This is a genomic window from Streptomyces sp. NPDC029122, assembly GCF_055569445.1.
Genome location: NZ_JBVHWK010000023.1, coordinates 59049 through 84991, shown reverse-complemented (window position 1 = coordinate 84991; position 25943 = coordinate 59049). Strand labels below are relative to the sequence as shown.

The following is a 25943-nucleotide window of genomic DNA, read 5'->3' as shown; positions in this document are numbered from 1 at the left end:
GGTACCCGGAAAACACCGGACGCGGGGACGGGGCCGGAGTGCAGCCGGACGGGGGGCCGGCTGCGCGGACGGTCAGGAGCGGCGGCTGCCGAAGAGCGTGCGCCGCAGCCTGCGCAGCGGCGCGAAGAGCGCGACGCGCGCACTCCGGCTCCGCTGGACGTGGGTGTGGTCCCGCGAGGTCAGCTCGCGCATCAGCAGGGTCGCCTCGGCGACCTCGTGGTGCGGGGCGGCGGGTCCGCCCAGCACGGCGAGGTGGCGGTCGAGGCGCGAGCTGACCGCGCTGCTGCCGCAGGTGATGGCAGGCACGCGGGGCGGCCTGCTGCGCATTGCTATCTGTTCCATGTCTCTCCCCACCCGTACGAGGGCACCCGGCCCGGGCAGGGTAACCCTATCGCCCCCGTAACGCCCGCGGGTATCCCGGTGGTGTGAATTACCCCTGTAATTACGGGTAGTTGACGATTACTCAGCGGAGTCGCCGGTCACTCTCCGTGCCAATGGGGCGACTTGCGGGGCGATGCGCGGCGATCGGTGACGGTGCCGTCACGGCGGGGGCCGCTCGGCGGGTCCTGCGCTAACTTGGAGTGATCACCCGGTGGCGCAGGGGGGGTTCGCGTGATGGAGAACGAAAGCGGGGACGCCGGGCGTGTCATCGCCGGGCGGTACCGGCTGCTCGACATGTTGGGGCGCGGCGGCATGGGCGTGGTGTGGCGGGCCCGCGACGAGGTGCTGGGCCGCGAGGTCGCCGTCAAGGAGGTGCGCGCTCCCGCCGGGCTGGACGGGGCCGAGGTCGAGCGCATGTACCGGCGGCTGGAGCGGGAGGCCTGGGCCGCCGCCCGCGTCTCGCACCGCGGGGTGGTCATGGTCTACGACGTCGCGAGCGAGGAGGGCCGCCCGTGGATCGTGATGGAGCTGGTGCGCGGGCTCTCGCTGGCGGAGGTGCTGGAGGGCGAGGGCCCGATGAGCCCGCAGCGGGCCGCGCACATCGGCGAGCAGGTGCTGGCCGCGCTGCGCTCCGCCCACGACGCCGGGGTGCTGCACCGGGACGTGAAGCCCGCCAACGTCCTGATCGCCAATGACGGACGGGTGGTGCTGAGCGACTTCGGTATCGCCCGGCTGGAGGGCTCCGCCGCGCTCACGATGACCGGCGAGGTGGTCGGGTCACCCGAATTCCTGGCGCCCGAGCGCGCCTTGGGGAACGAGCCGGGCCCGGAGTCCGACCTGTGGTCGCTCGGCGTGATGCTCTACGCGGCCGTGGAGGGGGTGTCGCCCTTCCGGAAGGACACCCCGCTGTCCACGCTGCGGGCGGTGGTGGACTCGGAGTTGCCCCCGCCACGCCGGGCCGGGCCGCTGGAGCCGGTACTGGAGGGGCTGCTGCGCAAGGACCCGGCCGCGCGGCTGCCCGCCGCGGAGGCCGCCCGGATGCTGCGGATCGTCGGCGCGGGCGGAGCCGTACGGGACTCCGGCGGGCCGGCGTCGGGGCCGGGCGCGCCGACGGCCACCGCGCGGGCGGCCACCGCGCGGGCGGGCCACGGCCCGGGGTACGGGCAGACCCCGCCGATGCCGACGCCGACGCCGGTGCCGGTGCGCGGTCCGCGGGAACGGGGGCCGGAACGGGGGCAGGGGCGCGCCGGGGTGGTGCTGACCCTCGGGATCGTGGTGCTGCTGGCGGTGCTGGTCCTGCTGGGGTGGCTGCTGCTGCGGAACACCGGGGGCGGAAAGGACTCCGGCGCCACCCCTTTGCCCTCGGCCCCGCCCTCGGCGTCCCCGTCGGCGTCCCCCTCCATGTCGGTCTCCGCGTCGGCGTCCGCCACTCCCGCGCAGGGCGTCACCCTGTACGTCCACACCGTGCGCCCCTCGTACAGCGGGAGCTGCCCGCCGTCCGAGGTGGTCGCGCCCGCCTTCACCGGGACCATCGAGGTGGCCCGGGTCCCGGCGGTGGTGGAGTACCGCTGGGTCAGGCGCGAGGAGGGCGGGGCGCCGGCCGACGGCTGGCAGAGCATCACGTACGAGGAGGGCGGGGCGCGCACCCGCCAGCTGAACCACACCGAGCCGGGCGACCCGGCCGGCACGAGCGTCCACGACGCGGTCCGGCTGGAGGTGCGGGCCCCGGCGCTGGTGGCGTCGGCCTGGCTGGAGTACGCCTTGACGTGCGAGGAGGAGACCCCGACGGGCGGGGCCTCCTCCCCCGGTTCGCCGGGGCCTTCCGGTTCACCGGCCGTGACACCCGGCCCGACACCGACTCCGACGCCTCCTCCGGCGCCGGCTCCCGCGCCGGGCACGGACGCCGGCCCGTAGCCCGCGGCCCCTGGGAGCCACGGGCCGCGGACCGGCCGTCAGGGCGTGGCTGATCAGACGTTGCCCGAGAAGACGGGCAGGTAGCCGCCGGACTGCCCGGCGGCGGTCGGGTGGTAGGACTCGCCGATGTTGGCCCAGTTGACGCTGTGCAGCCAGGGACTGCCGGAGCAGATCTCGTGCCCGGTGAAGGCTCCGGCGACCGGGGCGAAGGCGTAGCCGTGGTCGGCGGCGCGTTTGGCGATGGCGGCGTTGAGGTGGTCCGCCGCGCCGTTGATGGCGGTGCGTTCGCCCTCGGTGAGACCGGCGACGCAGGTGCCGTTCAGCTTGTAGAAGCGGGGGTAGCCGAGGACGACGACCCTGGCGGCGGGGGCTCGGCCGCGGATGGCGTCGTAGACCTGGTCGAGCTGGCCGGGGAGGGTGGTGTCGACGTACCGCTTGGCCTCGTTGACCCGGCTGACGCAGGTGGACTCGGATTGCAGGACACAGGTCGTCATCACGTCGGAGAACCCGGCGTCGTTGCCGCCGACGGTGATGCTGACGAGGTCGGTGCCGGAGTTGAGCGGGGCGAGCTGGTTGGCGAGGACGTCACCGGTGCGGGCGCCGGAGCACGCGGTGAAGGCGAAGGTCTGCGGGGAATGGGCGGCGGCCCACAGCGCGGGGTAGGCGCGGGTGGTGCGTTTGCAGTTGCCGCTGGAGCTGTCGTAGTTGCCGGCGCCGACGCCGGAGGAGTACGAGTCGCCGAGGGCGACGTAGCCGAAGTCGGCCTCGGCGGCGGCCGCCTGGCCGGCGCCGAACAGGGCGGCTCCCGCGGCGAGTAACAGGGAGGAGGTCAGGGCAGCGAAACGCGGCATTCTCTTGCTCATGTGGGTGCGGCTCCTTGTGGGGGGTTACTCCTGAGTCCGTGGTACAAGCAGCCGGAGCTTTCTGGAAGTGTCCATGCCAAGAATGTTCGGGGTGGGATTCGGGAGGGCGCGTGGCCGGAATCTTCACGCGCGAACGGGTTTGAAGAGGGAACCCGAGCACCCGATCCGGCGAAACACGGGTGCACCGGGGCAGTTCGTGCCGGATCATGGGCGCCATGCCAGCAGACCCGCATGACGCGCTGCCGATCCGGCTCCATGTCGACGACAGCGACTCACCGTCGGACGTCGTCGACGCACTGTTCCTCGGCCGGTTCGCGACCGGCGAGCAGCCGTACGCGCAGAGCGTGACGATCGAGCGGGTGAAGGCGGAAGCCACCCTGCTGCCCCCGCGCGCCACCGTGCTCCGCGCGGCGCGCGACACCGACCGCAGCGCCACCCTCGCCGAGGGCGAGGGCTGGACCGTACTGGTCTCCCGCTGGAGCCGGGGTGCCGACGTGACCGTGACGGCGGTCAGCGAGGAGCTCGCGGAGAAGGTGCTCGGCGAGGCCACGGAGGGGGCGCGGGACGAGCCCGAACCCCAGCCGGAGAACGTCACGATGGGCTTCTGGTACGTCTCCCCGCGCCGCGGCCCGTACCGCACGACCCGGCAGATCTCCGCGGGCACCTGGGCGGAGGTGCGGCCGAACTACACGGCGCCGGTGGCCACGGCGATGGACCGGCTGATGAAGGTCACCCCGGACGACATCGCGGGCCGGCTGCTCCTGCTCCACGGCCCGCCGGGCACCGGCAAGACCTCGGCGCTGCGCACGCTGGCGCGGTCGTGGCGGGACTGGTGCCAGGTCGACTGCGTGCTGGACCCGGAGCGGCTGTTCAACGACGTGGGCTACCTCATGGACATCGCCATCGGCGAGGACGAGGGCACGGCCAAGGGCCGGTGGCGGCTGCTGCTGCTGGAGGACTGCGACGAGCTGATCCGCGGCGAGGCCCGGCACACGGCGGGGCAGGCGCTGTCCCGGCTGCTGAACCTGACGGACGGTCTGCTGGGGCAGGGCCGCAACGTCCTGGTCGGCGTCACGACGAACGAGGACCTCGAACGCCTGCACCCGGCGGTGGTCCGCCCGGGGCGGTGCCTGGCCCGCATCGAGGTCGGCCGGCTGACCCACGGCGAGGCGGTCGACTGGCTCGGTACGGACGAGGGCGTCTCCCGCGAGGGCGCCACCCTGGCCGAACTCTTCGCCCTGCGGCGGGGAACGGGCCCCGCCGCCGTACTGCCGGCGCAGCCCTCGTCGGAGGCCGGCCTCTACCTCTGATCCCGCGCGGAGCGGCGGCGGATCAGGAAGCGCCGTAGCGGGCGCGGAGGGCTTCGGTGGCGGCGGCGAGGGCCTCGGCCTCCGTGAGACCCAGGCGGTGGGCGCGGTCCGCGAAGGCCTGCGCGGCGGCGGCCGCCTCCCGGGAGGAGCCCTCCGCCGCCGCGACGAACGTCCCGTTGCGGCCCCGCGTCTCGATCACCCCGTCGGACTCCAGCGCCCGGTAGGCCTTCGCGACGGTGTTCGCGGCCAGCCCCAGCTCCTCCGCCAGCCCCCGCACGGTCGGCAGTTTGTAGCCCGCCGGCAGTTCCCCCGACCGGGCCCGGTCGGCGATCTGCGCGCGCAGCTGTTCGTACGGGGCGGCCGCGCCGGCCGAGCCGTCGATCCTGATCCTGAGCTTGGTCGAGGTCACATCGCCGATTGTCCCCCACGCCCGGCGTCCGCCGGAAAATTGGCGGGCGTCGTGGGCGCTCCGCCCGTAACGTCCGCCCCATGACCATCCACGTCCGTGACATCCGCCCAGACGACGTGCGGGACGCCGAGGCCGTCGTCCGGCTCCGCCGCGCGGCCCTGCCCTACCTGATCACCACCGCGGCCGGCGTGGCCCATGAACTGGCGTCCGCCCACCCGGGGAAGCACTGCCGCCTGCTGCTCGCCGAGACCCCGGACGGCCGTCCCGTCGGCACCGCCGAGACCGGCCTCGCGTACGACGGCCCGGGCCCGGGGCCGTCGTACGCGAACGTCTACGTCGACCCCGCGCACCGGGGCCTCGGCGCCGGGTCCGCGCTGCTGCGCACGGCCGAGGAGCACCTCGCGGCGCGGGGCGCGGCGGACGCGTACGCCTGGGTGCTGGACGAGCCCGCCCACCGGCGTTTCGCCGAGCGCCGCGGCTACCGCCCCAGCCGCTCCGCGCACTTCCTGCGCCTCGACCTCGCGGCCGGTTCCCTTCCCCCGCTGCCCCGGGAGCTGCCCGCCGGGGTGGAGCTGCGCCCCGGTTCGGCCTTCGCCGCCGACCCCCGCCCGCTGTACGAGGCCGACGCCGAGGCCAGCGCCGACGAGCCGGGCGACGTACCGGCCGATCTGGACGACTACGGGGACTGGCTGGACGGCGTCTGGCGCCAGCCGACCCTCGACCACGAGCTGACGACGGTCGTCCTCGTCGACGGAGCCGTGGCGGCCTTCACCGCCGCGCGGACGGACGGCGCGACCCGCTACTCCTCGGCGATGACCGGCACCCTGCGGGCCTTCCGCGGCCGCGGGCTGGCCAGGCTGGCCAAGACCGACTCGCTGCACCGGGCCAGGGCGGCCGGGTACACCGAGGCCTTCACCGGCAACGACGCCGGGAACGCCCCGATGCTCGCGATCAACTCGTGGTTCGGGTACGAGATCTGCGCGACCGAGACGCGCCACACGAAGAGACTGGGAGCACCGCAGTGACCACGTCCTGGACCGTGACCCTCACCAAGGCCGGCCGCGTCAAGATCAGTTATCCGGCGGCGCAGGTGGCCGACGACGGGGACCGGATCTCGGTGCGCGCCCCCTGGGCGGCCGAGGGGGTGAAGGACTTCGGGTTCGTCCGCTTCGAGCCCGGTGACGTGTTCGTGGAGCACTTCTGGCGGACGCGGTGGTACGCCGTCAAGGAGGTGTGGACCGGGGAGGGCGTCCTCAAGGGCTGGTACTGCGACGTGACGCGCCCGGCCCTGATCCGCGAGGGGGAGATCGTGGTCGAGGACCTGGACCTGGACCTGTGGGTGCCGGCGGACCGGTCGGACGTGCTGCGCCTGGACGAGGACGAGTTCGCGGAGAGCGGGCTCACCGCGAGCGACCCGGAGGCGGCGGCCCGGGCCGTGCGGGCGCTGGACGCCCTGGAGGAGCAGGCGAGGACCCCGGAGGGCCTGCCCGGGCTCCTCGCCTGACCGCGACGCGGTCCCCGACCGCCGTTTCCTGAGGGGCTTCTTACCCCTGCCTTAAGCGGATCCTAAGGATCCCTCCCAGCGGCCCGAACCCGGCGGAACGCGTGGTCCGGGGGGCTAGCGTGGCCGGGCCAGGACAGGAAGGGCCGCTGTGCGCCGCCGGGGGGCGGCGCACAGAAGCCCGATTCCGGTTCCTCCTGCGCTCCCCGCCGCGCCCGAAGGAGATCCGCCCATGCCCGCACGCCCTGCCCGCACCGCCGCCCGTACGACCGTCCGTACCGCCGCCCGTACCACCGTCCGTATCGCCGCCGCCGGTCTGGCCCCGCTCGCGGTGGCCGCGTACGCCGCCGTGCCCGCGGCGGCCCACGGTTCGATGACGGACCCGGTCAGCCGGGTGGCGGCGTGCTACGCGGAGGGTCCGGAGGCCCCGAAGTCGGCGGCGTGCAGGGCGGCCGTGGCGGCGGCGGGGCCGCAGGCGTTCTACGACTGGAACGGGGTGAACATCGCCCATGCGGGCGGCCGGAGCAGGTCGCTGATCCCGGACGGGCAGCTGTGCTCGGCGGGCAACGCCAAGTACAAGGGGCTGGACCTGGCGCGGGCGGACTGGCCGGCCACCCCGATGGCGTCCGGGGCGCACACCTTCCGCTACAAGGGGACCGCCCCCCACAAGGGCTCCTTCGAGCTGTACGTGACGAAGGACGGCTACGACCCGTCCAAGCCGCTGAAGTGGTCCGACCTGGAGCCCGCGCCGTTCGCGAAGGCCACCGATCCGGGCATGCGGGACGGCGACTACGTCTTCAGCGGCACGGTCCCGAAGAAGACCGGCCGCCACCTGATCTACAGCGTCTGGCAGCGTTCGGACAGCCCGGAGGCCTTCTACACCTGCTCGGACGTGGTCTTCGGCAAGGACGGCGGCAGTACGGGAGACCCTGCCCCCAGTACCCGGCCCAGCACCCGGCCCAGCGGTTCAGCCGGTACCGGCGCCGCCACCGAGCCGGCCGGGCCGCCCGAGGCGCCGACGGACCGGCAGATCTCCGAGGGTGCGGGGAAGTCCACGATCGAGCACCACGGCCACGGCGACAACGACCCGACGACCAACGGCCGGAGCGCCCCGTCACCGATCGCCGCCGCCCCGGCCGCCGCGGCGCCCTCACCGGCCGGCGGCCCCGTCGGGGACCTCGCCGAGACCGGTGGCAGCGCCGCGACCCCGGCGATCGCGATCGCCGGGGCCGGGGTGCTGGCCGTGGGTGCGGCCGTGCTGTTCGGTCTGGCCCGCCGCCGGGCGGCCGGCGGCGCTTCCCGGCGGTAGCCGCGAGAGCGCCGGCACGGCCGCCGGCGGGTGCCGGGCGGACCGCCCGCGCCTCGGACTCAGTCGAAGACCGAGGCGCAGGTGGTCCGTTCGGCGTGGGCGGGATCGAGGGCGTTGAGCGCCTCGTGCCAGGCGATCCGGTCGGTGAGGCCGATGGTCACGTGCTCCGAGAGGTCCAGTGCGCACAGGTCCTGGAGTACGACGTTGCGGACGTCCGGCCCGTCGAGGAAGGCGCTCCGGTACGGGGTGACCACCTGGTCGTACCGGGTGGCGATGACGGTGTACTTCACACCGGGGACGGTGTCGCCGCCCTCGTTCAGCTTCTGCTGGAAGGCGGAGCCGGCGATCTGGTCGGCGAGCCCGGGGGTGGCGGTGCTGATCAGGTGCTCGGCCCCGGGGAAGTACGGCAGGAGCTGGGTGAGCCCGGACAGGGTGGTGCCGTGGTTGTCGGGGGCGAGACCGACGAGGGCGTTGACCTTGGCGGCGCCGCCGAGGAACTTGAGGTAGTAGCGGGGCATCATGCCGCCCTGGGAGTGGCCGACGAGGTCGGCCTCGGCCGCGCCGGTGGAGGCGAGGACCTTGTCCACGAAGGCGGCGAGCTGGCCGGCGGACTTGTCGATGGGGCCGAGCCCGTTGAAGAAGGGCACGCCGGGCAGCTGGCCGTAGTCGAGGGAGTAGACGCAGTAGCCGCGGTGGACCAGGTAGGGGGCGAATCCGAGCCAGTTGTCGACGGAGTTCCCGAAGGTGCCGTGGACGAGGACGACGGGGCGGGGATGGGCCGCGGACGGCTTGCAGGACCAGTTGTTCCAGCCGCTGCTGGGGGCGGGAGCGGCCTGGGCCGCGCCGGTGGGGGCGACGAGGGCGGCGGCGGTGAGGGTGAGGACGGCCAGCGGGCGGAGCAGGCGTCTCCAGGGCAGCATCGTGTGACCTCCATGCGGGGGGGACCGCCCAGCGGTGGCTGGGGGCGGGTCAGGGGGAAAGACGTGGGGATTCGTCCCGTGATCCGGATCACAAGGGGGGCTGCTGTGGCCAAATTACGGTCCAGTAGCAGGACTTGGAAGTTACGCGTCGGTAAAAACTGGCGTGTCGAGTCCTCCTCCAGTACCGCTCAGGAACAATGGACGCCCCTGCCAACGGACTTGAGGTGATCACGGCCATGCCGAAGACCCCCGGCGCCGGTACCGCCCTGGCCACCCCGCCCGGCCTGGCGGCCGACCCGCTGGTCGCCGCGGTCACGGAGGCCGCCGTACGCGTACTGGCGCCGGAGGCCGAGCGGACCGCCGTGAGCGGGGTGCCGCGCACGCATCTGGACGCGCTCGCCTCCGCCGGCGCGTACGGGCTGGTCGGATACGAACCGGAGCCCGCGGCCGGGCCCACGGCCCGTCAGGTGGTCCGGGAGGTGCACGAGGTGCTGGCGGCGGTGGACCCGTCGACCTGGTTCGTGTGGACCCAGCACGTCCCGCTGGCCAAGGCCCTGCACCAGGCGGCCGGCCCGGCGGGGGCCGCCCTGCGCGAGAGCCGGCTGCCGGACCTCGCGCGCGGAAGGGTGCGTGCCACCGCGGGCTTCGCCTTCCTGCGCCATCCGGACCCGCCCGTCACGGCCCGGCGGGTCCCGGGCGGGTGGCGGCTCGACGGACGGATGCCGTGGGTGACGGGGTGGGAACTGGCCGACACCGTGTTCACCGGCGCCGCCGGCCCGTCCGGCGAGGCGGTGCTCGCCCTGGTCGACCGCACCGACGGCGGCCTGAGCGCCGTCGCAGGAGCCCCGCTGTGGGCGATGGACGGCACCCACACCGCCACCGTCGAGCTGCGCGACGTCCACGTACCCGACGACCGGGTGGTCGGCCTGCTGCCGAGGGCCGACTGGATCCGGGCCTACGACCTGGAGAACGCCGACGCGCAGCCGGCCGTCTTCGGCCACCTGCGCGCCACCGCCGACTTCCTCCTCCGGTCACCCTCGTACGAGGCGCTGGGCCTGCGCCTCGCCGAGCGCGCCGCCCGGCTGCGCGCCGAGGCCTACGCCCTGCGCGACGAGGTCCCGCGCGGCGAGCGCACCGGGGACCGCCTCACCCTCCGGGCCGCCGTCCTGGACCTGGCCGTACGGGCGGCGGCGACCTGTGTGGCGGTGGCGGGCGGCCGGGCGGTCCAGTACGGGCACACCGCCGGCCGGCTCTCCCGCGAGGCCCAGTTCCACCTGATCCAGGCCCAGACCACCCCGCTGCGCGCGGAGACGGCCCGGCTGATGCTGGACGGCGTCTGACGGGGCGCGGGACGCGACCGAGGCGGGGCGGACCGTGCCCGGGCCGAAGCGGGCGTTGACGCGGTCGATGGCGGCCTCCACCGTCAGGCGGGATTCGCGGACCGGGTCCAGCGTGAGCTGGCGGGTCACGCCCTCGGCGCCCGTGAGGTCCTCCGCGCGCAGCACCATGCCGGTCAGCCGGGCCCGTTGCAGGCCGGCCGCGTCCATCAGGCGGTACGCGAGGGTGCGCAGGTCCTCGTCGTGGGCGGAGGGCTCCGCCAGCCGCCGGGACTTCTCCCACCGGGTGCCGCCCGCGAACTGCAGGGTCAGGGACAGGGACCGGGCCGCCTGGCGGCGTCCGCGCAGGGTGGCGCCGAGCCGGACCACGAGGCCGAGCAGCGCGGCCCGGGCGTGCGGGCCGTCCAGCTCCTGGCGGGTGAAGCCGGTCCGGACGGCGGCCGAGGAGGGCAGGTCGCGCGGGGTGACCGGGCGCGGGTCGATGCCGCGGGCGCGCTCGGCGGCGAGCCGGCCGGCCCGTTTGCCGAGGATGCGCTCGACGACCCCGGGCGGGACGTGGGTGAGCGCCCCGACGGTGTGCAGCCCGTACCGGCGCAGGGCCTCGGCCTGCCGGGGGCCGAGCCCGTGCAGCGCCTCCACCGGGAGGGGGTCCAGGAAGCCGGCCACCGCCTCCTCGGGCACGGCCAGGATCCCGCCCGGTCCCGGGACTCGGGCGGAGGCCATGGCCGCCACCGCCCAGGTGGCGGCGACCCCGATCCGGACGTCCGTGCCCAGCCGGGCCACCGCGCGCAGCCGGATCACCTCGGCGATGCGGGCGGAGTCGGCGCCGAAGTACCGCTGCGCGCCCCGGACCTGGACCAGCGCGGCCCGCGGCGGCAGGGCCTGGACCAGCGGGGAGAACTCGCGCAGCAACTCCAGCACCTCGCGGTAGCCCTCCCCGGACAGGGCGGGGGCGCAGCGGACGTGAAGGACGCCGGCGGTGGCGGTCATCCCGCGCTCCCCGGGCTGGAGTGCCACAGCTTGCGGCCCGTCGCGGCGCGGTCCCCGGGCGGCTGGAGGTCGGCCCAGGGGTTCATCTCGTAGCCGGTCGGGAGGTGGATGCGGCGGGCGGTTCCCGCCGTGCCCGCGGCGCCCGCGGTCAGGGGTTCGGCGAGCCGGGCGGTGACCGCCTCCAGGCCGCTGCGGCCGCGCAGTTCCACCAGCTCGGCGAGGTCCCACGCGGCGGCGCCGACCACGCTCAGGCTCTGCGGGCCGCGCCGCTGCACGACTCCCCGTACGAGCAGCAGGAAGGAGTGGAAGACGGTGTGCGCGCAGGCCTCCTGGCTGTCGTCGAAGAAGGCCAGGTCGACCAGGCCGGTGCCGTCGTCGAGGGTGGTGAAGATGACGCGGCGGCCGGAGCGGATCGGCGGCGTCTGGGTGGCCGCCTTGGCGCCCGCGACCAGTACGGTCCGCCCGTGCCCGGTGTCCCTCAGACGGGCGGCCGGGGTCACGCCCAGCTCGGCGAGGAAGGCGTGGTGGTCGCCCATCAGGTGGCGGGAGGCGTCCATGCCGAGGACGCCGAGTTCGGCGCTGAGCCGCTCGGCGTCGGTCAGGTCGGGCAGGCCGACGGAGGCGGTGGACCGGCCGCCGCCGAGCGGCAGTTGGGCCGCGCCGCGGATTCCGCCCCGGGCTCCTGCCGCGCGCTGGGCACCGTGCAGTTCCGTCAGGTGCAGCAGGAGGTCACGGCGGTTGCTGCCGAACGCGTCCAACGCCCCGACCTGCGCCAGCCGTTCGGCGACCGGGCGGCCGGGGTGGGCGCGGTCCCAGAAGTCGCGCAGGGAGGCGTACGGCTGTCCGGCCTCGATCCGGCGGGCCTCGGCCTCGCTGATGCCGTGGACGTCGGCCAGGGCGAGCCGCAGCCCCCACCGTTCCCGCTCCGGCCGGTCAGGGTCATCGGACACCAGTTCGATGCGGTGGGCGACCGCCGAGCGGTTCACGTCCAGCGGCAGCACCGGCACGCCCCGCCGCCGGGCGTCCGCCAGCAGCAGCCGCTTCGGGTACATCCCGGGGTCGTGGGTGAGCAGCCCGGCGTAGAAGGCCGCCGGGTGGTGGGCCTTCAGCCACGCCGACTGGTAGGTGGGCACGGCGAAGGCCACGGCGTGCGCCTTGCAGAAGCCGTAACTGCCGAAGGCCTCGACGATCTCCCAGGTCCGGGCGATCACCTCGGGCGCGTAACCCCGCCCGGCGGCCGCCGCCGCGAACCAGGCCTTGATCCGGCCCTGGGAGTCCGGATCGGAGAGCCCGCGCCGCACCCGGTCGGCCTCGTCCCGGCCGCAGCCGGTCATGACGTGCACGATCTCGATGACCTGTTCGTGGAAGACCACCACCCCGTACGTCTCGCGCAGCGCGTCGGCCAGGTCCGGGTGCGGGAAGCGGACCGGGGCCCGCCCGTGCCGGGCCTCGATGAAGGGCCGCACCATGTCGGCGGCGACCGGGCCGGGCCGGAAGAGGGAGATGTCGACGACCAGGTCGTGGAAGGCGGCCGGCTGGAGCCGGCCCACCAGGTCGCGCTGTCCGGGGGACTCGATCTGGAAGCAGCCCAGCGTCTCGGCGGAGCGGATCAGTTCGTACGTCGGCCCGTCGCCCGGGGGCACCTGCGCGGGGTCGTCGAGGTCGAGCTCACGGCCCGTCGCCCGCCGCAGCTCCGTGACCGCGTGCGCCATCGCGGACTGCATGCGCACGCCCAGCACGTCGAGCTTGAGCAGCCCGAGGTCCTCCACGTCGTCCTTGTCGAACGGGGACATGGGGAAGCCCTCGCCGCTGGTGGGCACCACCGGGGTGCGGGCGAGCAGCGAGGCGTCGGAGAGCAGCACCCCGCACGGGTGCATGGCGATCCCGCGCGGCAGCGCGTCCAGCGCCTCGACGAGGTCCCACAGCCGCCCGTGCTCCTCCTCCCGCACCTCGCGCAGTTCGGGCAGTTCGGCCAGGGCGGCCCGGGCGTCGCGGGCCCGGATGTGCGGGAAGGCCTTGGCGAGCCGGTCGACGGCGGCCGGGTCCATGGACAGGGCGGCGCCGACGTCGCGGATGGCGTGGCGGACCCGGTAGGTCTCGGGCATGGCGACGGTGGCAACGCGCTCGGCGCCGAAGCGGCCGATGATCCGGCGGTAGACCTCCAGCCGGCGGGCGGACTCCACGTCGATGTCGATGTCGGGCAGCACGCGCCGGCGTTTGGACAGGAAGCGCTCCATCAGCAGCCCGTGCTCGACGGGGTCGGCGTGCGCGATGCCGAGGAGGTGGTTGACGAGGGAGCCCGCGCCGGAGCCGCGGGCGGCCACCCGGATGCCCATGTCGCGCACGTCGTCCACGACCTGGGCGACCGTCAGGAAGTACGAGGCGTAGCCGTGGTGGGCGATGACGTCGAGTTCCTCCTCCATCCGGTCCCAGTACTCCCGCCGGCCGGCGTAGCCGCGCAGCACCATGCCGGCCGAGGCGCGGGAGGCGAGCACCCGCTGGGCGGTGCGGCGGGCGGCGCCGACGAGGCGGGCCTCGGGGAAGTGCACGGAGCCGATGCCGAGGTCGTCCTCGGGGTCCACGGAGCAGGCCTCGGCGGTCTCCCGGGTCCGGGCCAGCAGCCGGCGGGCGTCGGCGGGGCGCAGCCCGGCCGCCTCGGCGATCCGTTCGGCGGTCACGGCCATGGCGGCGGGGTCCTTGAGCCACCGCTCGCCGCTGTCGAGGGCGGTGCGGGGGCCGAGGGGGACGAGCCGGCGGGCCGCGTCGAGGACGTCCGCGACGGGGCCCTGGCCCGGGTCGGCGTACCGGACGGCGTTGGTCAGTACGGCCGCGACGCCCTGCTCGGCGGCGAAGCCGACGGTACGGGCGGCCAGGCGCAGCGAGCCGGGGCCGGTGCCGGTGCGGCCGTGGTGGACGGCCTCCAGGCGCAGGGCGTCGCCGTAGACCTCCCGCCACGGCGCGAGCAGCCGCGCGGCCCGGTCGGGGCGTCCGGCGGCGAGCGCCCGGCCCACCTCGGAGCCGGGCCCGAGCAGTACGAACACCCCGTCGCCGCGCAGGGCCTCCCAGGGCAGCAGGGGCTGTGCCCGCCCGGCCGGGGCGGGCACGGCCGGGCCGGAGGCACCCGCGGCGGCGTCCGCCCCGGCGAGCCCGCCCGCCCCGGAGACGGCGGCGTCCGCACCGGAACCGGAGCCCGGCGCGGGACCGGAGGCGGCCGTGGAACCGGAGCCCGGGCCCGGGCCGACGGCCGCGGCCCCCTCCTCGCGCCCGCCCGGGGCGGCGGCATGGGCGGCGGTGACCATCCGGCACAGCTCCGCCCATCCGGCGGCCCCGTCCCGGGCCAGGAAGACCGCGCGCGGGGCGGACTCGTCCACGAAGGCCCCGCCCCTGACGGGCGTACGCCTGCGGTACGAGACCTCCCCGGCGGCACCGGCCGACGGCCCGCCGGGCGACCCCGCGGGGGACACGGCCAGGTCCACCCCGAAGAGCGGGCGGATCCCGGCCCCGGCGGCCGCCTTCGCGAACCGCACCGCGCCCGCGAGGGTGTCGCGGTCGGTGAGGGCGAGGGCGTCCATGCCCCGCTCGACGGCGCGTTCCGCCAACTGCTCCGGGTGCGAAGCTCCGTACCGCATGGAGAACCCCGAAACGGTGTGCAGATGCGTGAACCCGGGCACCCGCGGCCTCCTGCTTCGCTCGACCTTCGACCTCCCCCTTCTCCACCATAGAGCAATTCGAATATTCGTGCGAAACAGTTGTTCGATCATCCATTCGCTCCTTCCCTGCTGCGCGGGACCCCGCGCGCGCCCAGCGTGGGAGCCATGACCCAGCCCGCCAAGAGCAGCCCCGAAGGACCGTCCGCCGGCTTCCTCGCCGAGATCAAGGACGCCGTGAGCGTCCGGGCAGCCCTGCTGGTCGTGGGGGTGCTGGCCCTCCAGCTGGCCTTCATCACCTCGTACATCGGGGCCTTCCACCACCCGGAGCCCAGCCGGATCCCGATCGCGGTGGCCGCCCCCGCCGGACCGGTCGCCGAGCAGACCGCGAAGCGGCTCGACGCCCTGCCCGGCGGGCCGCTCGACCCCCGCGCCGTCAAGGACGAGGCGACGGCGCTCGCCCAGATCCGGAACCGGGAGGTGGACGGCGCGCTGGTCGTCGACCCGTCCGGCACCGCCGACCGGCTGCTGGTCGCGAGCGGCTCCGGGGCCTCGCTCTCCCAGGCCCTGGAGGAGATCGTCGGCCGGGCCGAGAAGGCCCAGGACCGCACCCTGCGGGTCGTCGACGTGGCCCCCGCCGACCGGGGCGACAGCCGCGGCCTGAGCTCCTTCTACCTCGTCGTCGGCTGGTGCGTGGGCGGCTACCTGTGCGCCGCGATCCTCGCGATCAGCGCCGGCGCCCGGCCCGCCAACCTCCACCGCGCGGTCATCCGGCTCGGAGCGCTGCTCCTGTACTCGGTCACCGCCGGGCTGCTCGGCGCGGTGATCGCGGGCCCGGTGCTGGGCGCCCTGCCCGGCTCGGTCCCGGCCCTGTGGGGGCTGGGCACCCTGGTCGTCCTCGCGGTCGGCGCGCTCACACTGGCCCTCCAGGGGGTGGCGGGCGTGATCGGCATCGGCCTGGCCATCCTGGTGGTCGTGGTCCTCGGCAACCCGAGCGCGGGCGGCGCCTACCCGTACCCGCTGCTGCCGCCGTTCTGGCGTGCCATCGGCCCGGCCCTGCCGCCGGGTGCCGGTACGTACGCCGCGCGCTCCATCGCGTACTTCAAGGGCAACGGCGCGGCCGCCCCCATGCTGGTGCTGGCCGTGTGGGCGGTGGCCGGCTCCGTGATCACCATGGCCTGCGCGGTCATGCGCCGCGGCCGCCCGGGAGCCGCGGTGGGCAGCGGCCTCCCCGACGACGCCCCGTCCGTCCCCCGCTTCGCGGGCGGGGCGGCGGAGCCCGCCGAGCGCCCCCGGCCGTGACCGCCTCCCCCTCGCCGCTGACGCCGGCGCGCCGCCGCGAGGCCCCCTTGACGGCTCGCACGGGAATTCCCCTCCGAGTGCGCCCTACCGCACTCCCCCACCGGGGAGCACAATCGGCCTGACCACCCGCGTCGGACGTGAGGGAGGGAGCGCGTGCGCAAAGTGGTGCGCACCGCGGACGGCCGCGCCCTGATGGCGGAACGCTGGGGCGACCCGGACGGCAAGCCCGTCCTCCTGCTCCACGGGATGCCCGGCAGCAGGCTCGGCCCGGCGCCCCGCGGCATGGTGCTCTACCAGCGGCGGATGCAGCTCATCGCCTACGACCGGCCCGGCTACGGCGGCTCCGAACGGCACCCGGGCCGCACCGTCGCCGACGTGGCCCAGGACGTGGCCGCCATCGCCGACGCCTTCGGGCTGGACACCTTCGCCGTGGCCGGCCGCTCGGGCGGCGCCCCCGGCGCCCTGGCCTGCGCCGCCCTGCTGCCGGAGCGGGTCACGCGGACCGCCGCCCTGGTCCCGATCGCCCCCAGGGACGCGGAGGACCTGGACTGGTTCGCCGGAATGGCCGCCTCGAACGTACGCGAGTACACCACCGCCACCGACGACCCCGAGGAGCTGGCGGCCCGGCTGATCCCGCGCGCCGCCGGTATCGCCAGGGACCCCGGCCGGCTCCTGGACGAACTGCGACGGGAGCTGACCGCCAGCGACCGCATGATCGTCTCGGACGCCGGTCTGCGGTCGATGCTGCTGCGCAACTACCGCGAAGGCGTGCGCGCTTCGGCGTACGGCTGGATCGACGACATCCTCGCCTTCAGCAGCCCCTGGGGCTTCGACCCCGCCGGCATCCGCTGCCCCGTACTGCTCTGGCACGGGGAGCTCGACGTCTTCTCCCCCGTGGGCCACTCCCGCTGGCTGGCCCGCCGCATCCCCGGCGCCACCACCGCCATCGACCCCTCCGCCGCCCACTTCGCGGCCCTGCGCGCGCTGCCCGGCGTACTCAACTGGCTGCTGCGCGAGCCCCTCGGAGAACAGCAGCCCGCCTAAGGGCTGTCCCCGGGGGGGGAAAACCGGCGTGCGGCTTGCGGCAAACGGCCGAATGCGGCCCTCGATAAATGCACCACCCTTTCTATAGAACGCTTGGCCAGGCGTCATGCCTCGGTTGCCAATGGGGTGTGGGCGAGTAAAGTCCACGCTTGACGGCCGGCAGCGCGCCGGTGTCTTTCCGCCCCTTTCAGATGGCCTCCCCGAGGACGGTGTCGTGAACACTTCCGCAACCCCCCCGACCAGCGCGGTCAAGGACCGTCGCGTCCCGCTCGCGAAGATCGACGTCCGCGCCGCTTCCGCGGCCGCGGCGCTCGAGCGGGTGCTTCCCTCGGAATCCGGTCGTCGCGTTCAGGCACCGATCTTCAACTCCGCGCTCTGACCACGAGTTGAGCTCTAGACTGGTGGAATGACCCGCACGATCGCTTTCCGCGAGATCGTCCTGAAGGTTCACAGCAGATGCGATCTCGCTTGTGATCATTGCTATGTCTACGAACACGCAGATCAGAGCTGGCGAGCCCAGCCGAAAGTGATCTCCCCCGGGGTCGTTTCCCGGACCGCGTCGCGGCTCGCCGAACATGCCCGTGACCATGCACTCCCCTCCGTCACGGTGATCCTCCACGGAGGGGAACCCCTCCTGGCCGGCCCGGACCGGCTTCGCCTCGTGTGCGAGGAGTTCACCCACGCGCTCGCCGGCACCGCCGACCTCGATCTGCGGATCCACACCAACGGACTCCAGCTCAGCCGCCGTTACCTGGACCTCTTCGCCGAGTACGGCGTCCGGGTCGGCGTCTCCCTCGACGGGGACCGCGCGGCCAACGACCGCCACCGCCGCTTCGCCGACGGCCGCTCCAGCCACCCGCTGGTGCTGGCCGCCCTGGAACTGCTGCGTTCGGCGCCCTACCGGCACCTCTACCAGGGCCTGTTGTGCACCGTGGACGTGGCCAACGACCCCGTCGCCGTGCTGGACGCGCTGGTCGCGCTGGAACCGCCCCGGGTGGACTTCCTGCTCCCCCACGCCACCTGGGAGACCCCGCCGGAGCGCCCCGGCGGCGCCCCGGACGCGTACGCGCGCTGGCTGCTGCGGGCCTTCGACCGCTGGGAGCGGCTGGAACGCCCGGTGCCCGTACGGCTCTTCGAGTCCCTGCTGTCCACGCTGCGCGGCGGGCCCAGCCTGACGGAGTCCCTGGGGCTGGCCCCGGCCGACCTCGTCGTGGTGGAGACCGACGGGACGCTGGAGCAGGCCGACTCCCTCAAGAGCGCCTTCGACGGGGCCGCGGCCACCGGGTTCAACGTCTTCGACCACGCCTTCGACGAGGTCGCCGCGCACCCCGGGGTCCGGGCCCGGCAGCTGGGGCTGGCGGGTGTCAGCGGCACGTGCCGCCGCTGCCCTGTCGTACGTTCGTGCGGAGGCGGCCTCTACACGCACCGCTACCGCGAGGACAACGGCTTCGACAACCCCTCCGTCTACTGCTCCGACCTGCGCGAGCTGGTGGATGGGGTCGAGGGGCGCACCGCCGCCCGCGAGACCGCCCCCGAGCTGGCCGACCCGGCCGAACTGGCCCGGTCCCAGGAGGAGCTGACCCGGGTCCTGCTGGCCCGGCTGCACGGCGACCTCGCGGGGGATCCCGGGTGGGCGCGGGCCTGGGATCTGCTGGCCGGGGTGGAGGGCGCCGGGGAGGCGGGCGCGGGGGCACTGGACGCCGTACTGGGCCACCCCTTCACCCGGACCTGGGTGCTGGAGGCCCTGGACGCGGTGCGGGAGGGGCGCCCGGACGGCCCGGGCGCGGCCCGCCGGCTCGCCGCGCTGACGGCCGCCGCCGTGCTGCGGGGCGGGCTGGAGCTGCCGGCCGAGGTGTCCTACCGCGACGGGGAGGTGTACCTGCCGACGCTGGGGCTGCTGCGGCTCGGGGAGCCCGGCACCCGGGGGCGGGCCGTGCTGCACACCACCGGCGAGGGGTACGCCGTCGTCCGGGCGGGGCGTACGGAGCACCGCTTCGGCCCGGCGGCGGGGGACGCGCGGTGGCTGCCCGTACGGTCCTGGTCGCCCCGCACCGGAGGGCCGGCGGTGGCGCTGGAGGACCTGGACCCGTACCGCAACTGCTTCGCCCGCCCGCCCCGGCTGCGGCTCGGCGCCGGGGAGGCCGACGAGTGGCGGGGCCGCCTCGACGCGGCCCTGGCACTGCTGCACCGCGCCGTTCCCGGGTTCGCCCGGGCGGCCGCCGCCGGGCTGGGCACCCTGACGCCGCTCGCCGGCGGCCCGCGGGCCGGGGGCTGGGGCGAGGCCGGGCGGCACGGGCCGGGCGCGCTCGGGGTGCCGTACGCCGCCGGGGTCAGGGAGACCGCGCTGGCCCTGCTGACCGGGCGGCGACGGGCCCGGCTGCGCGAGCTGACCGAGGTGGCGGACCTGTACGCGCTGGACGGCGCCTGGCAGCACCCCTCGCCCTGGCGGACGCGCCCGGTACCGGTGTCGCGGCTGCTGGCCGACGTGCACGAACGGGTCGCGGTGGAGGCGTACCGCCGGGCCACGGGCACGCAGGAGCCGGGCGGCACGGACCGGATCCACCGGGCGCTGGACCGGCTGGCGGAGGCGGCGGAGCTGACGGTGACGGGCAAGCGGCTGGTGGCGGAGCTCCGCTGGGAACTGAAGGCGGTCGACGCGTGACCACCCCGGCCGGCCCAGCCACCCCGGCCGCCCCAACCGGCCCGCCCGGCACGCCGGCCCCGCCCGGCCCGACACCCCCGCCCGAAACCCCGCCCGTCCCACCCGCCCCCTACCAGCTGGCCGCCCAGCTCCGGCTGCTCGGCGTGCGCCCCGGGCAGCGCCTGCTGGTGCACGCCGCCCTCGGCGGCACCGGGCTGCGCGCCGAGGCCCTGCGCGACTCCCTGCTCGCGGCCCTCGGCCCCCGGGGCACGCTGCTCGTCCCCGCCTTCACCGCGGAGAACTCCCTCACCTCCACCTCCCACCTGGCCCGTATCGCCGGCCTCGACGAGGCGGAGGTGGCGTCCTTCCGGGCGCGGATGCCGCCCTTCGACCCGGAGCTCACCCCGAGCCAGAGCGTGGGCGCCTTCGCCGAGGTGGTCCGCACCACCCCCGGGGCCGCCCGCAGCGGCCACCCGCAGACCTCCTTCGCCGCGCTCGGCGCGGACGCGCACCGGCTGTGCGCCGGTCACCGTATCGAAAGCCACCTGGGCGAGGAGTCCCCCCTGGGAAAACTGTGCTGGGAGGGGGGACGGGTACTCATGATCAACGTGGGATTTTCGGCCTGTACGGCTTTCCATCTCGCGGAGTACCGAATTCCGAAGCCCCCCTTGCGCATGTACGACTGCGTGGTGAAGGTGAACCATCCGGAGGGGCGGCGAGGACTCCCCCGGGAAGGGGAGTGGACGACGTACGAGGACGTCGCGCTGGACGACGGCGATTTCGAGGAGATCGGCCGGGCGTTTCCGGATTCGCTGGTGTGCAGGGGGCGGGTGGGAGGGACATCCGCCGTGTCCTTCTCGATTCCGCATGCCGTGGACCACGCCCAGGCCTGGATGACCGAAAACAGACGCTGATTGACTGAACGATGAGGGGATGTGGCGAAGCAGCTCCGGAATGATGTTTCTTCGCTCGCAGCTTCGGGACGGGGGTCGTGTGCCCGCATCAGTGCAGCCGTATTTTTTCCTCAGTTATGCGCATACACCGAGGTTCGGGCCGGGAGGACCCGATCCCGACATGTGGGTGGAGCGTCTCTTCCGCGACCTGTGCGGTCACATCATGGCGCTCACGGACCTGCCCGCCGGATCGGAGGCGGGCTTCATGGACCGGGAGATACGCAGCGGCGAGGGCTGGTCGGAGCGGCTCGGGGCGGCGCTCGCCACCTGCCGGGTCTTCGTCCCCCTGTTCTCGCCGCGCTACTTCGCCAGCGAGATGTGCGGGAAGGAGTGGTTCGCCTTCGCCCAGCGCACCATCCAGCACGGGGCGGTCAGCAACCAGCCGGCCGCCGAGGCCATCGTCCCGGCCCTGTGGGTACCGGTTCCGCCCTCCCAACTGCCCGGCCCGGCCGAGCGGTTGCAGTTCAACCACAACACCTTCGGCGAGCGCTACGTCACCGACGGACTGTACGGGCTGATCAAACTGCGCGGGTACGCCGACCAGTACGAGCAGGCCGTGTACGAACTGGCCCGGCGGATCGTCCGGGTCGCGGAGACCGTGCGCCTGCATCCGGTGCGCCCCCTGGACTACCGGGTGGTGCCCAGCGCCTTCGGACACGGCGGCGGCCAGGGCGGCGGCCCCGGCTCCGGCCCCGCCCGCACCCTCCACGTGACCGTGGCCGCCGCCTCCCGGCACGACCTGCCGGACGGCCGCAGCCCCGAGTACTACGGGGAGAGCCCGACGGACTGGAACCCGTACCACCCGGTCTCGCAGCGGCCCGTCGCCTACGTCGCGGAGGAGCTGGTCAGGAACCTCAACTACCAGACCACGATGTCCTCCTTCGACGACGAGGCGGGGCACTTCGACAGCAAGCTGCCGCCGACCCGCCCCGAGATCCTGATCGTCGACCGGTGGGCGGTGGAGGACGAGCAGCGCCGCCTGCGGCTGGCCGCGTTCGACCAGGATCACCGCCCGTGGATCAACGTGGTCGTGCCGTGGAACCGGTACGACCACCAGAGCCGGGTCAGGGAGGCCGAGCTGGCGCGCCGGCTGGAGGAGACCCTGCCGGTCAAGATGAGCCAGGGCCGGGCCGCCTGCCGGGCCGCGGCCAACGGCGTGGCCAGTCTGGAGACGCTCGGGCAGATCCTTCCCCAGGTGGTCGAGGCGGCCGCCCAGCAGTACCTCAGACACGCCCAGGTGTACCTGCCGGCGGGGAACACCTCCACCGAACGGCCGCGGCTGCTGGGACCGATGGGTATGGGCGGGCCACCGGCGTCACCACCGCCGGCCCCCTTCCCCTCCGCGCTGCGGCACGACGGCACGGACGACCGGACCGGCCGCACCGGCGAGCAAGGCGAGCACGGCGAAGACACCGACACAGACCCGGGGGGACGCGGATGACAGCCAGTCGTGACAGCCGAGACGGACGCATCGTCACCTTCTACTCTTACAAGGGCGGTACGGGCCGCACGATGGCCCTGGCCAACACCGCCTGGATCCTCGCGGCCAACGGCAAGAGGGTCCTCGCCGTGGACTGGGACCTGGAGGCGCCGGGCCTGCACCGCTTCTTCCACCCCTTCCTCGACCCCTCCACCCTGGGGGCGACCACCGGGGTCATCGACCTGATCAGCGAGTACGCCTGGGCCGCCACCAGCCCGGTGCAGCGCCCCGCCGACTGGCACAAGGACTACGCCCGGATCCAGCCGCACGCCGTCTCCCTCACCCCGGAGAACCACGGCTGGGAGTTCCCGGACGGCGGCACCCTCGACTTCGTCTCGGCAGGCCGGCAGAACCGCGAGTACTCCGCGACCGTGTCCACCTTCGACTGGGACAACTTCTACGACCGGCTCGGCGGCGGCCTCTTCTTCGACGCCCTGCGGGCCGACATGAAGGCGAACTACGACTACGTCCTGATCGACAGCCGCACCGGCCTGTCCGACATCGCCGACATCTGCACCGTCCACCTCCCCGACGTCCTGGTCGACTGCTTCACCCTGTCCGACCAGTCCATCGACGGCGCGGCCTCGGTGGCCCGGCAGATCGACGAGCGGTTCAACGACCGCGGGATCACGATCTACCCGGTGCCCATGCGCATCGACGAGGGCGAGAAGGAGAAGGCCGACGCGGGCCGCGCCCTGGCCCGGCTCAAGTTCGACCGCTTCCCCAACGGGCTCGTCGGCGACGAGCTGACCTCGTACTGGGGCGCGGTGGAGATCCCGTACCGCCCCTACTACGCCTACGAGGAGACCCTGGCCACCTTCGGCGACGAGGCCGGGCTCACCAACTCCCTCCTCTCCGCCTTCGAACGGCTCACCACGGTGATCACCGGCGGGGAGGTCACCTCCATGCCGGCCATCGGTGACGAGGTGCGGCTGCGGATCCGCGACGCCTTCACGCGGCGCCGCCCGGCGCTGCCCGCCGACCTCTTCCTCTCCTACGTCGCCGAGAACCGGATGTGGGCCGACTGGATCGAGTCGGTGCTCACCCGCGCCGGGTTCCGGGTCGTCCCCAAGGACGTCTCCGCCGAGCGGGCTCCCGACGCCTCCCCCGGCGACACCCTGGGCGGGTCGGGGCTCAGCGTGGACACCGCCGCCCGGACCGTGGTGCTGCTCTCCAGCGCCTACCTGAAGTCCGCGCGGGCCGTGGACGTGTGGAACCGGGCCGCCGCCGAGGACCCGACCGGGGGCCGTCGCCACCTGGTGCCGCTGCGGGTGGGCGACGTACGCCTGGCCACGCCCTACATCGACCGCAACCCGGTGGACCTGTTCCGGCTCGACGAGGTCCACGCGACCGCCGCCCTGCTGCGCGCGGTGGAACGGCCTGCGGCGCTGCCGGACACCGTCGCCGGCGCCTCCCAGCCCGGCCCCCGCTTCCCGGGCACGGTCCCGAAGATCTGGAACGCGCCGCCCCGCAACCCCGGCTTCACCGGCCGGTCCATCGTTCTGGAGCGGATGCGCGACCAGCTCGGCGGCGGCATGGCCGTGGTGCTGCCGCAGCCGCAGACCCTGTACGGACTCGGCGGTGTGGGCAAGACCCAGGTGGCGCTGGAGTACGTGCACCGGTTCATGGCCGACTACGACCTGGTCTGGTGGATCTCCGCGGAGCAGACGGACGGCGTGGTCGCGGCCCTCGCGGAGCTGGCCGTACGGCTGGGCGCGCAGACCGGCGAGGACATGTCGGCCGCGTCCCAGGAGGCGATCGACCTGCTGCGGCGCGGGGTGCCCTCGTCGCGCTGGCTGCTGGTCTTCGACAACGCCGACGACCCGGAGACGCTCAAGCGGTTCTTCCCGCCCGGCGGCCCGGGGCACGTGCTGGTGACCTCGCGGAACCAGTCGTGGTCCCAGTACGGGGACGCGCTGCCGGTGGACGTGTTCCTGCGCGAGGAGTCCATCGAGCACCTCCAGCGGCGGGCGCCCGGGCTGGGCAAGGAGGACGCCGAGCAGGTGGCCGTGGCGGTGGGCGACCTGCCGCTGGCCGTCGAGCAGGCGGGCGCCTGGATCGCGGAGACCGCGACGCCGGTGTCCGCGTACCTCGAGCAGCTCGCCGAGCAGACGGCGCGGGTGCTGGGCCTGAACCAGCCGGCCGGGTACCCGCAGCCGGTGGCGGCGACGTGGAACGTGTCGATCGAACGGCTCCAGTCCCGCTCCCCCGCCGCCGTGCGGCTGCTCCAGCTGTGCGCCTTCTTCGCGCCGGAGCCGATATCGGCGAACCTCCTCTACAGCAAGGAGATGATCGACGCGCTCAAGCCGTACGACGCCTCCCTCCAGGAGAAGCTGGTGCTGGGCCGGGTGATCCGGGAGATCGGCCGGTTCGCGATGGCCAAGGTCGACCAGGTCGGCAACAGCATCCAGGTGCACCGGCTGGTCCAGGCCGTGATCCGGGCGCAGCTGTCGGAGGAGGAGCAGCGCGAGGCGCGGCACGCGGTGCACCGGATCCTGGCGGGCGCGCGCCCGGACGACGACGAGCCGATAGACAACCCGGAGACCTGGCCGAGGTTCAACACGATCTGGCCGCACCTGAACCCGTCCGAGGCCCGGTTCTGCACGGAGCCGGAGACCCGCCGGCTGCTGATCGACCGGGTGCGCTACCTGTGGAAGCGCGGTGACTTCAAGGCGGCGTACGCGCTGGGCGAGGAACTGCGCGAGGTCTGGCGGGAGATGCTGGGAAGCGACGACCTCCAGTACCTGTACCTGCGGTTCCACCTCTCGAACATCCTGCGTTCGCAGGGCCGGTTCGTGGAGGCGAAGGAGCTGGACGAGGTGACGCTGGACCGGCAGCGGGCCGCGCTGGGCCCCTCGCACCCGCACACGTACATGACCACCAGCGGTCTGGCGATGGACCTGGGCGCGCTCGGCCGGTACGGGGAGGCGATGGAGCTGGCGACGGCCGCCCACGAGGGCTTCGGGCAGATCTTCCACGAGGCGCACCCGCGCACCCTGGCCGCGGCGAACAACCTGGCGCTGAACCTGCGGATGGTGGGGCAGTACTCCCGGGCCCGCGAGATCGACCAGGAGGTCTTCGACCGGCGCACCGAGGTGCTGGGCCCGGACCACCCGTACACCCTGTCCTCGGCGCAGAACCTGGCCCGGGACCTGCGCGAGGTGGGCCGGTACGACGATTCGGTGCAGCTGCTGAGCCGGACGTACGAGATCTACAAGCGGCAGCTGGGCCGGGCCTTCCCGGGCACGCTGTCGGCGGCGAAGAACCTGGCGGTGTCGCTGCGGCGGGCCGGGGAGCTGGAGAACGCGCTGCGGCTGACGACGGCGACCCGCAACCGGTACCGGGCCAAGTACACCTCGGTCAATCCCGACCTGCTGGCCTGTGAGCTGAACCTGGCGTCGGACCTGTTCGCGACGGGTGACGCGGGCGCGGCCCGGGACCTGGCGCAGGAGGTCGTGGACGAGTACATGAAGGTGCCGGGCGAGAAGCACCCGTACACCCTGGCGGCGGTCAACAACCTGGCGGTCTTCCACTGGGGGACGGGCGCGGCGGAGACGGCGGAGCCGATGCTGCGGCAGGCGATCCGCAGCATGCGCGAGGTGCTGGGCGACGACCACCCGCACACGATCTTCGCGCACCTGAACCTGGCGAACGTCCGGGCCGATCTGGGGGACCCCGAGGGGGCGCTGGAGCTGGAGCGGGCCGCGGTGGTGCGGTTGCGCGGGGCGCTGGGGGCGCACCATCCGGAGACCCTGGCGAGCGCGTCGAACATGGCGGTCAGCCTGGACATGATGGGCCGCAAGAAGGAGGCGGCGCGGGTGCGGGCGGAGACGGTGTCCGAGCTGACGCGGCTGCTCGGGGAGGACCACGGTCTGACCCGGTACGCCCGTGACGAGCGGCGGGTCCACCGGGACCTGGAGCCGCTCGCGGTGTGATCCGACG

The 25943-nt window shown here is 74.4% G+C and carries 18 protein-coding genes; 12 read left to right on the top strand and 6 right to left on the bottom strand.

From position 1 onward, the window contains the following. Positions 1–72: 72 nt before the first annotated feature. Positions 73–342: a hypothetical protein gene (locus tag ACZ4WZ_RS24610; protein ID WP_351885882.1), complete on the bottom strand. Its 270-nt coding sequence runs from the start codon at positions 340–342 to the stop codon at positions 73–75. Between the two features lie 273 nt (positions 343–615). Here ACZ4WZ_RS24610 and ACZ4WZ_RS24605 point away from each other — a divergent pair, with 273 nt between their 5' ends. Next, positions 616–2295: a serine/threonine-protein kinase gene (locus ACZ4WZ_RS24605; protein WP_467893529.1), complete on the top strand. Its 1680-nt coding sequence runs from the start codon at positions 616–618 to the stop codon at positions 2293–2295. A 53-nt stretch (positions 2296–2348) separates the two neighbouring features. Here the strand turns inward: ACZ4WZ_RS24605 and ACZ4WZ_RS24600 are convergent, their stop codons facing one another. Next, positions 2349–3158, bottom strand: coding sequence for an SGNH/GDSL hydrolase family protein (locus ACZ4WZ_RS24600; protein WP_467893458.1), 810 nt, complete (start codon positions 3156–3158; stop codon positions 2349–2351). Between the two features lie 206 nt (positions 3159–3364). On the opposite strand from ACZ4WZ_RS24600, the gene ACZ4WZ_RS24595 reads away from it, so the two are divergent. After that, entirely contained in the window at positions 3365–4468 is a 1104-nt protein-coding gene (locus ACZ4WZ_RS24595; protein WP_467893457.1) for a DUF5925 domain-containing protein, read from the top strand. Positions 4469–4490: 22 nt separating this feature from the next. On the opposite strand, the gene ACZ4WZ_RS24590 is transcribed toward ACZ4WZ_RS24595, so the two are convergent. Continuing rightward, positions 4491–4877 carry a GntR family transcriptional regulator gene (locus tag ACZ4WZ_RS24590; RefSeq protein ID WP_467893455.1) on the bottom strand — a complete coding sequence of 129 codons (387 nt, stop codon included), beginning with the start codon at positions 4875–4877 and terminating at the stop codon, positions 4491–4493. Positions 4878–4957: 80 nt separating this feature from the next. Here ACZ4WZ_RS24590 and ACZ4WZ_RS24585 point away from each other — a divergent pair, with 80 nt between their 5' ends. The 3 genes from ACZ4WZ_RS24585 to ACZ4WZ_RS24575 all read left to right on the top strand — a co-directional run bounded on the left by ACZ4WZ_RS24585 (position 4958) and on the right by ACZ4WZ_RS24575 (position 7687). After that, the gene (locus ACZ4WZ_RS24585) at positions 4958–5902 is read left to right on the top strand and encodes a GNAT family N-acetyltransferase (RefSeq protein ID WP_467893454.1); all 945 of its coding nucleotides are present in this window, start codon (positions 4958–4960) and stop codon (positions 5900–5902) included. After that, positions 5899–6381 carry a ribonuclease FAU-1 family protein gene (locus ACZ4WZ_RS24580; protein WP_467893452.1) on the top strand — a complete coding sequence of 161 codons (483 nt, stop codon included), beginning with the start codon at positions 5899–5901 and terminating at the stop codon, positions 6379–6381. Before ACZ4WZ_RS24585 ends, ACZ4WZ_RS24580 begins: the two co-directional genes overlap by 4 nt. A gap of 229 nt (positions 6382–6610) precedes the next feature. Beyond that, positions 6611–7687 carry a lytic polysaccharide monooxygenase gene (locus tag ACZ4WZ_RS24575; RefSeq protein ID WP_467893450.1) on the top strand — a complete coding sequence of 359 codons (1077 nt, stop codon included), beginning with the start codon at positions 6611–6613 and terminating at the stop codon, positions 7685–7687. 59 nt (positions 7688–7746) lie between these two features. On the opposite strand, the gene ACZ4WZ_RS24570 is transcribed toward ACZ4WZ_RS24575, so the two are convergent. The 3 genes from ACZ4WZ_RS24570 to ACZ4WZ_RS24560 form a co-directional block, all read right to left on the bottom strand. Then, positions 7747–8607, bottom strand: coding sequence for an esterase/lipase family protein (locus ACZ4WZ_RS24570; protein WP_467893448.1), 861 nt, complete (start codon positions 8605–8607; stop codon positions 7747–7749). 1031 nt (positions 8608–9638) lie between these two features. Next, positions 9639–10934 (bottom strand): DinB/UmuC family translesion DNA polymerase, encoded by a 1296-nt coding sequence (locus tag ACZ4WZ_RS24565; protein WP_467893446.1) that lies wholly within the window; start codon positions 10932–10934, stop codon positions 9639–9641. After that, positions 10931–14605, bottom strand: a complete 3675-nt coding sequence (locus ACZ4WZ_RS24560) for a DNA polymerase III subunit alpha (RefSeq protein ID WP_467893445.1) — start codon at positions 14603–14605, stop codon at positions 10931–10933. The genes ACZ4WZ_RS24565 and ACZ4WZ_RS24560 overlap by 4 nt, the downstream gene beginning before the upstream one ends. A gap of 144 nt (positions 14606–14749) precedes the next feature. Here ACZ4WZ_RS24560 and ACZ4WZ_RS24555 point away from each other — a divergent pair, with 144 nt between their 5' ends. The 7 genes from ACZ4WZ_RS24555 (at position 14750) to fxsT (ending at position 25936) form a co-directional block, all read left to right on the top strand. Continuing rightward, positions 14750–15883 (top strand): DUF3533 domain-containing protein, encoded by a 1134-nt coding sequence (locus ACZ4WZ_RS24555; RefSeq protein WP_467893444.1) that lies wholly within the window; start codon positions 14750–14752, stop codon positions 15881–15883. Positions 15884–16075: 192 nt separating this feature from the next. After that, positions 16076–16927: an alpha/beta fold hydrolase gene (locus ACZ4WZ_RS24550; protein WP_467893527.1), complete on the top strand. Its 852-nt coding sequence runs from the start codon at positions 16076–16078 to the stop codon at positions 16925–16927. A 214-nt stretch (positions 16928–17141) separates the two neighbouring features. After that, a complete protein-coding gene (gene fxsA / locus ACZ4WZ_RS24545) occupies positions 17142–17306 on the top strand; it encodes an FxSxx-COOH cyclophane-containing RiPP peptide (RefSeq protein ID WP_388943403.1) in 165 nt (54 codons plus the stop codon). Positions 17307–17333: 27 nt separating this feature from the next. Continuing rightward, positions 17334–19589, top strand: a complete 2256-nt coding sequence (gene fxsBH / locus ACZ4WZ_RS24540) for a radical SAM/SPASM protein FxsBH, inactivated beta-hydroxylase extension form (RefSeq protein WP_467893442.1) — start codon at positions 17334–17336, stop codon at positions 19587–19589. Further along, positions 19586–20482: an AAC(3) family N-acetyltransferase gene (locus ACZ4WZ_RS24535; RefSeq protein ID WP_467893440.1), complete on the top strand. Its 897-nt coding sequence runs from the start codon at positions 19586–19588 to the stop codon at positions 20480–20482. The genes fxsBH and ACZ4WZ_RS24535 overlap by 4 nt, the downstream gene beginning before the upstream one ends. Positions 20483–20525: 43 nt before the next feature. Then, positions 20526–21962, top strand: coding sequence for a TIR-like protein FxsC (locus ACZ4WZ_RS24530; RefSeq protein WP_467893525.1), 1437 nt, complete (start codon positions 20526–20528; stop codon positions 21960–21962). Then, positions 21959–25936, top strand: a complete 3978-nt coding sequence (gene fxsT / locus ACZ4WZ_RS24525; RefSeq protein WP_467893439.1) for an FxSxx-COOH system tetratricopeptide repeat protein — start codon at positions 21959–21961, stop codon at positions 25934–25936. The genes ACZ4WZ_RS24530 and fxsT overlap by 4 nt, the downstream gene beginning before the upstream one ends. The last annotated feature ends 7 nt before the right edge of the window (positions 25937–25943 follow it).

Coding starts and splice junctions, on each gene's coding strand:
- fxsBH (WP_467893442.1), top strand. CDS start 17,334: ATGACCCGCACGATCGCTTTCCGCGAGATCGTCCTGAAGGTTCACAGC.
- fxsT (WP_467893439.1), top strand. CDS start 21,959: ATGACAGCCAGTCGTGACAGCCGAGACGGACGCATCGTCACCTTCTAC.
- ACZ4WZ_RS24585 (WP_467893454.1), top strand. CDS start 4,958: ATGACCATCCACGTCCGTGACATCCGCCCAGACGACGTGCGGGACGCC.
- ACZ4WZ_RS24550 (WP_467893527.1), top strand. CDS start 16,076: ATGGCGGAACGCTGGGGCGACCCGGACGGCAAGCCCGTCCTCCTGCTC.
- ACZ4WZ_RS24555 (WP_467893444.1), top strand. CDS start 14,750: ATGACCCAGCCCGCCAAGAGCAGCCCCGAAGGACCGTCCGCCGGCTTC.
- ACZ4WZ_RS24600 (WP_467893458.1), bottom strand. CDS start 3,158: ATGAGCAAGAGAATGCCGCGTTTCGCTGCCCTGACCTCCTCCCTGTTA.
- ACZ4WZ_RS24610 (WP_351885882.1), bottom strand. CDS start 342: ATGGAACAGATAGCAATGCGCAGCAGGCCGCCCCGCGTGCCTGCCATC.
- ACZ4WZ_RS24530 (WP_467893525.1), top strand. CDS start 20,526: ATGTTTCTTCGCTCGCAGCTTCGGGACGGGGGTCGTGTGCCCGCATCA.
- ACZ4WZ_RS24595 (WP_467893457.1), top strand. CDS start 3,365: ATGGGCGCCATGCCAGCAGACCCGCATGACGCGCTGCCGATCCGGCTC.
- ACZ4WZ_RS24575 (WP_467893450.1), top strand. CDS start 6,611: ATGCCCGCACGCCCTGCCCGCACCGCCGCCCGTACGACCGTCCGTACC.
- ACZ4WZ_RS24570 (WP_467893448.1), bottom strand. CDS start 8,607: ATGCTGCCCTGGAGACGCCTGCTCCGCCCGCTGGCCGTCCTCACCCTC.
- ACZ4WZ_RS24605 (WP_467893529.1), top strand. CDS start 616: ATGGAGAACGAAAGCGGGGACGCCGGGCGTGTCATCGCCGGGCGGTAC.
- ACZ4WZ_RS24565 (WP_467893446.1), bottom strand. CDS start 10,934: ATGACCGCCACCGCCGGCGTCCTTCACGTCCGCTGCGCCCCCGCCCTG.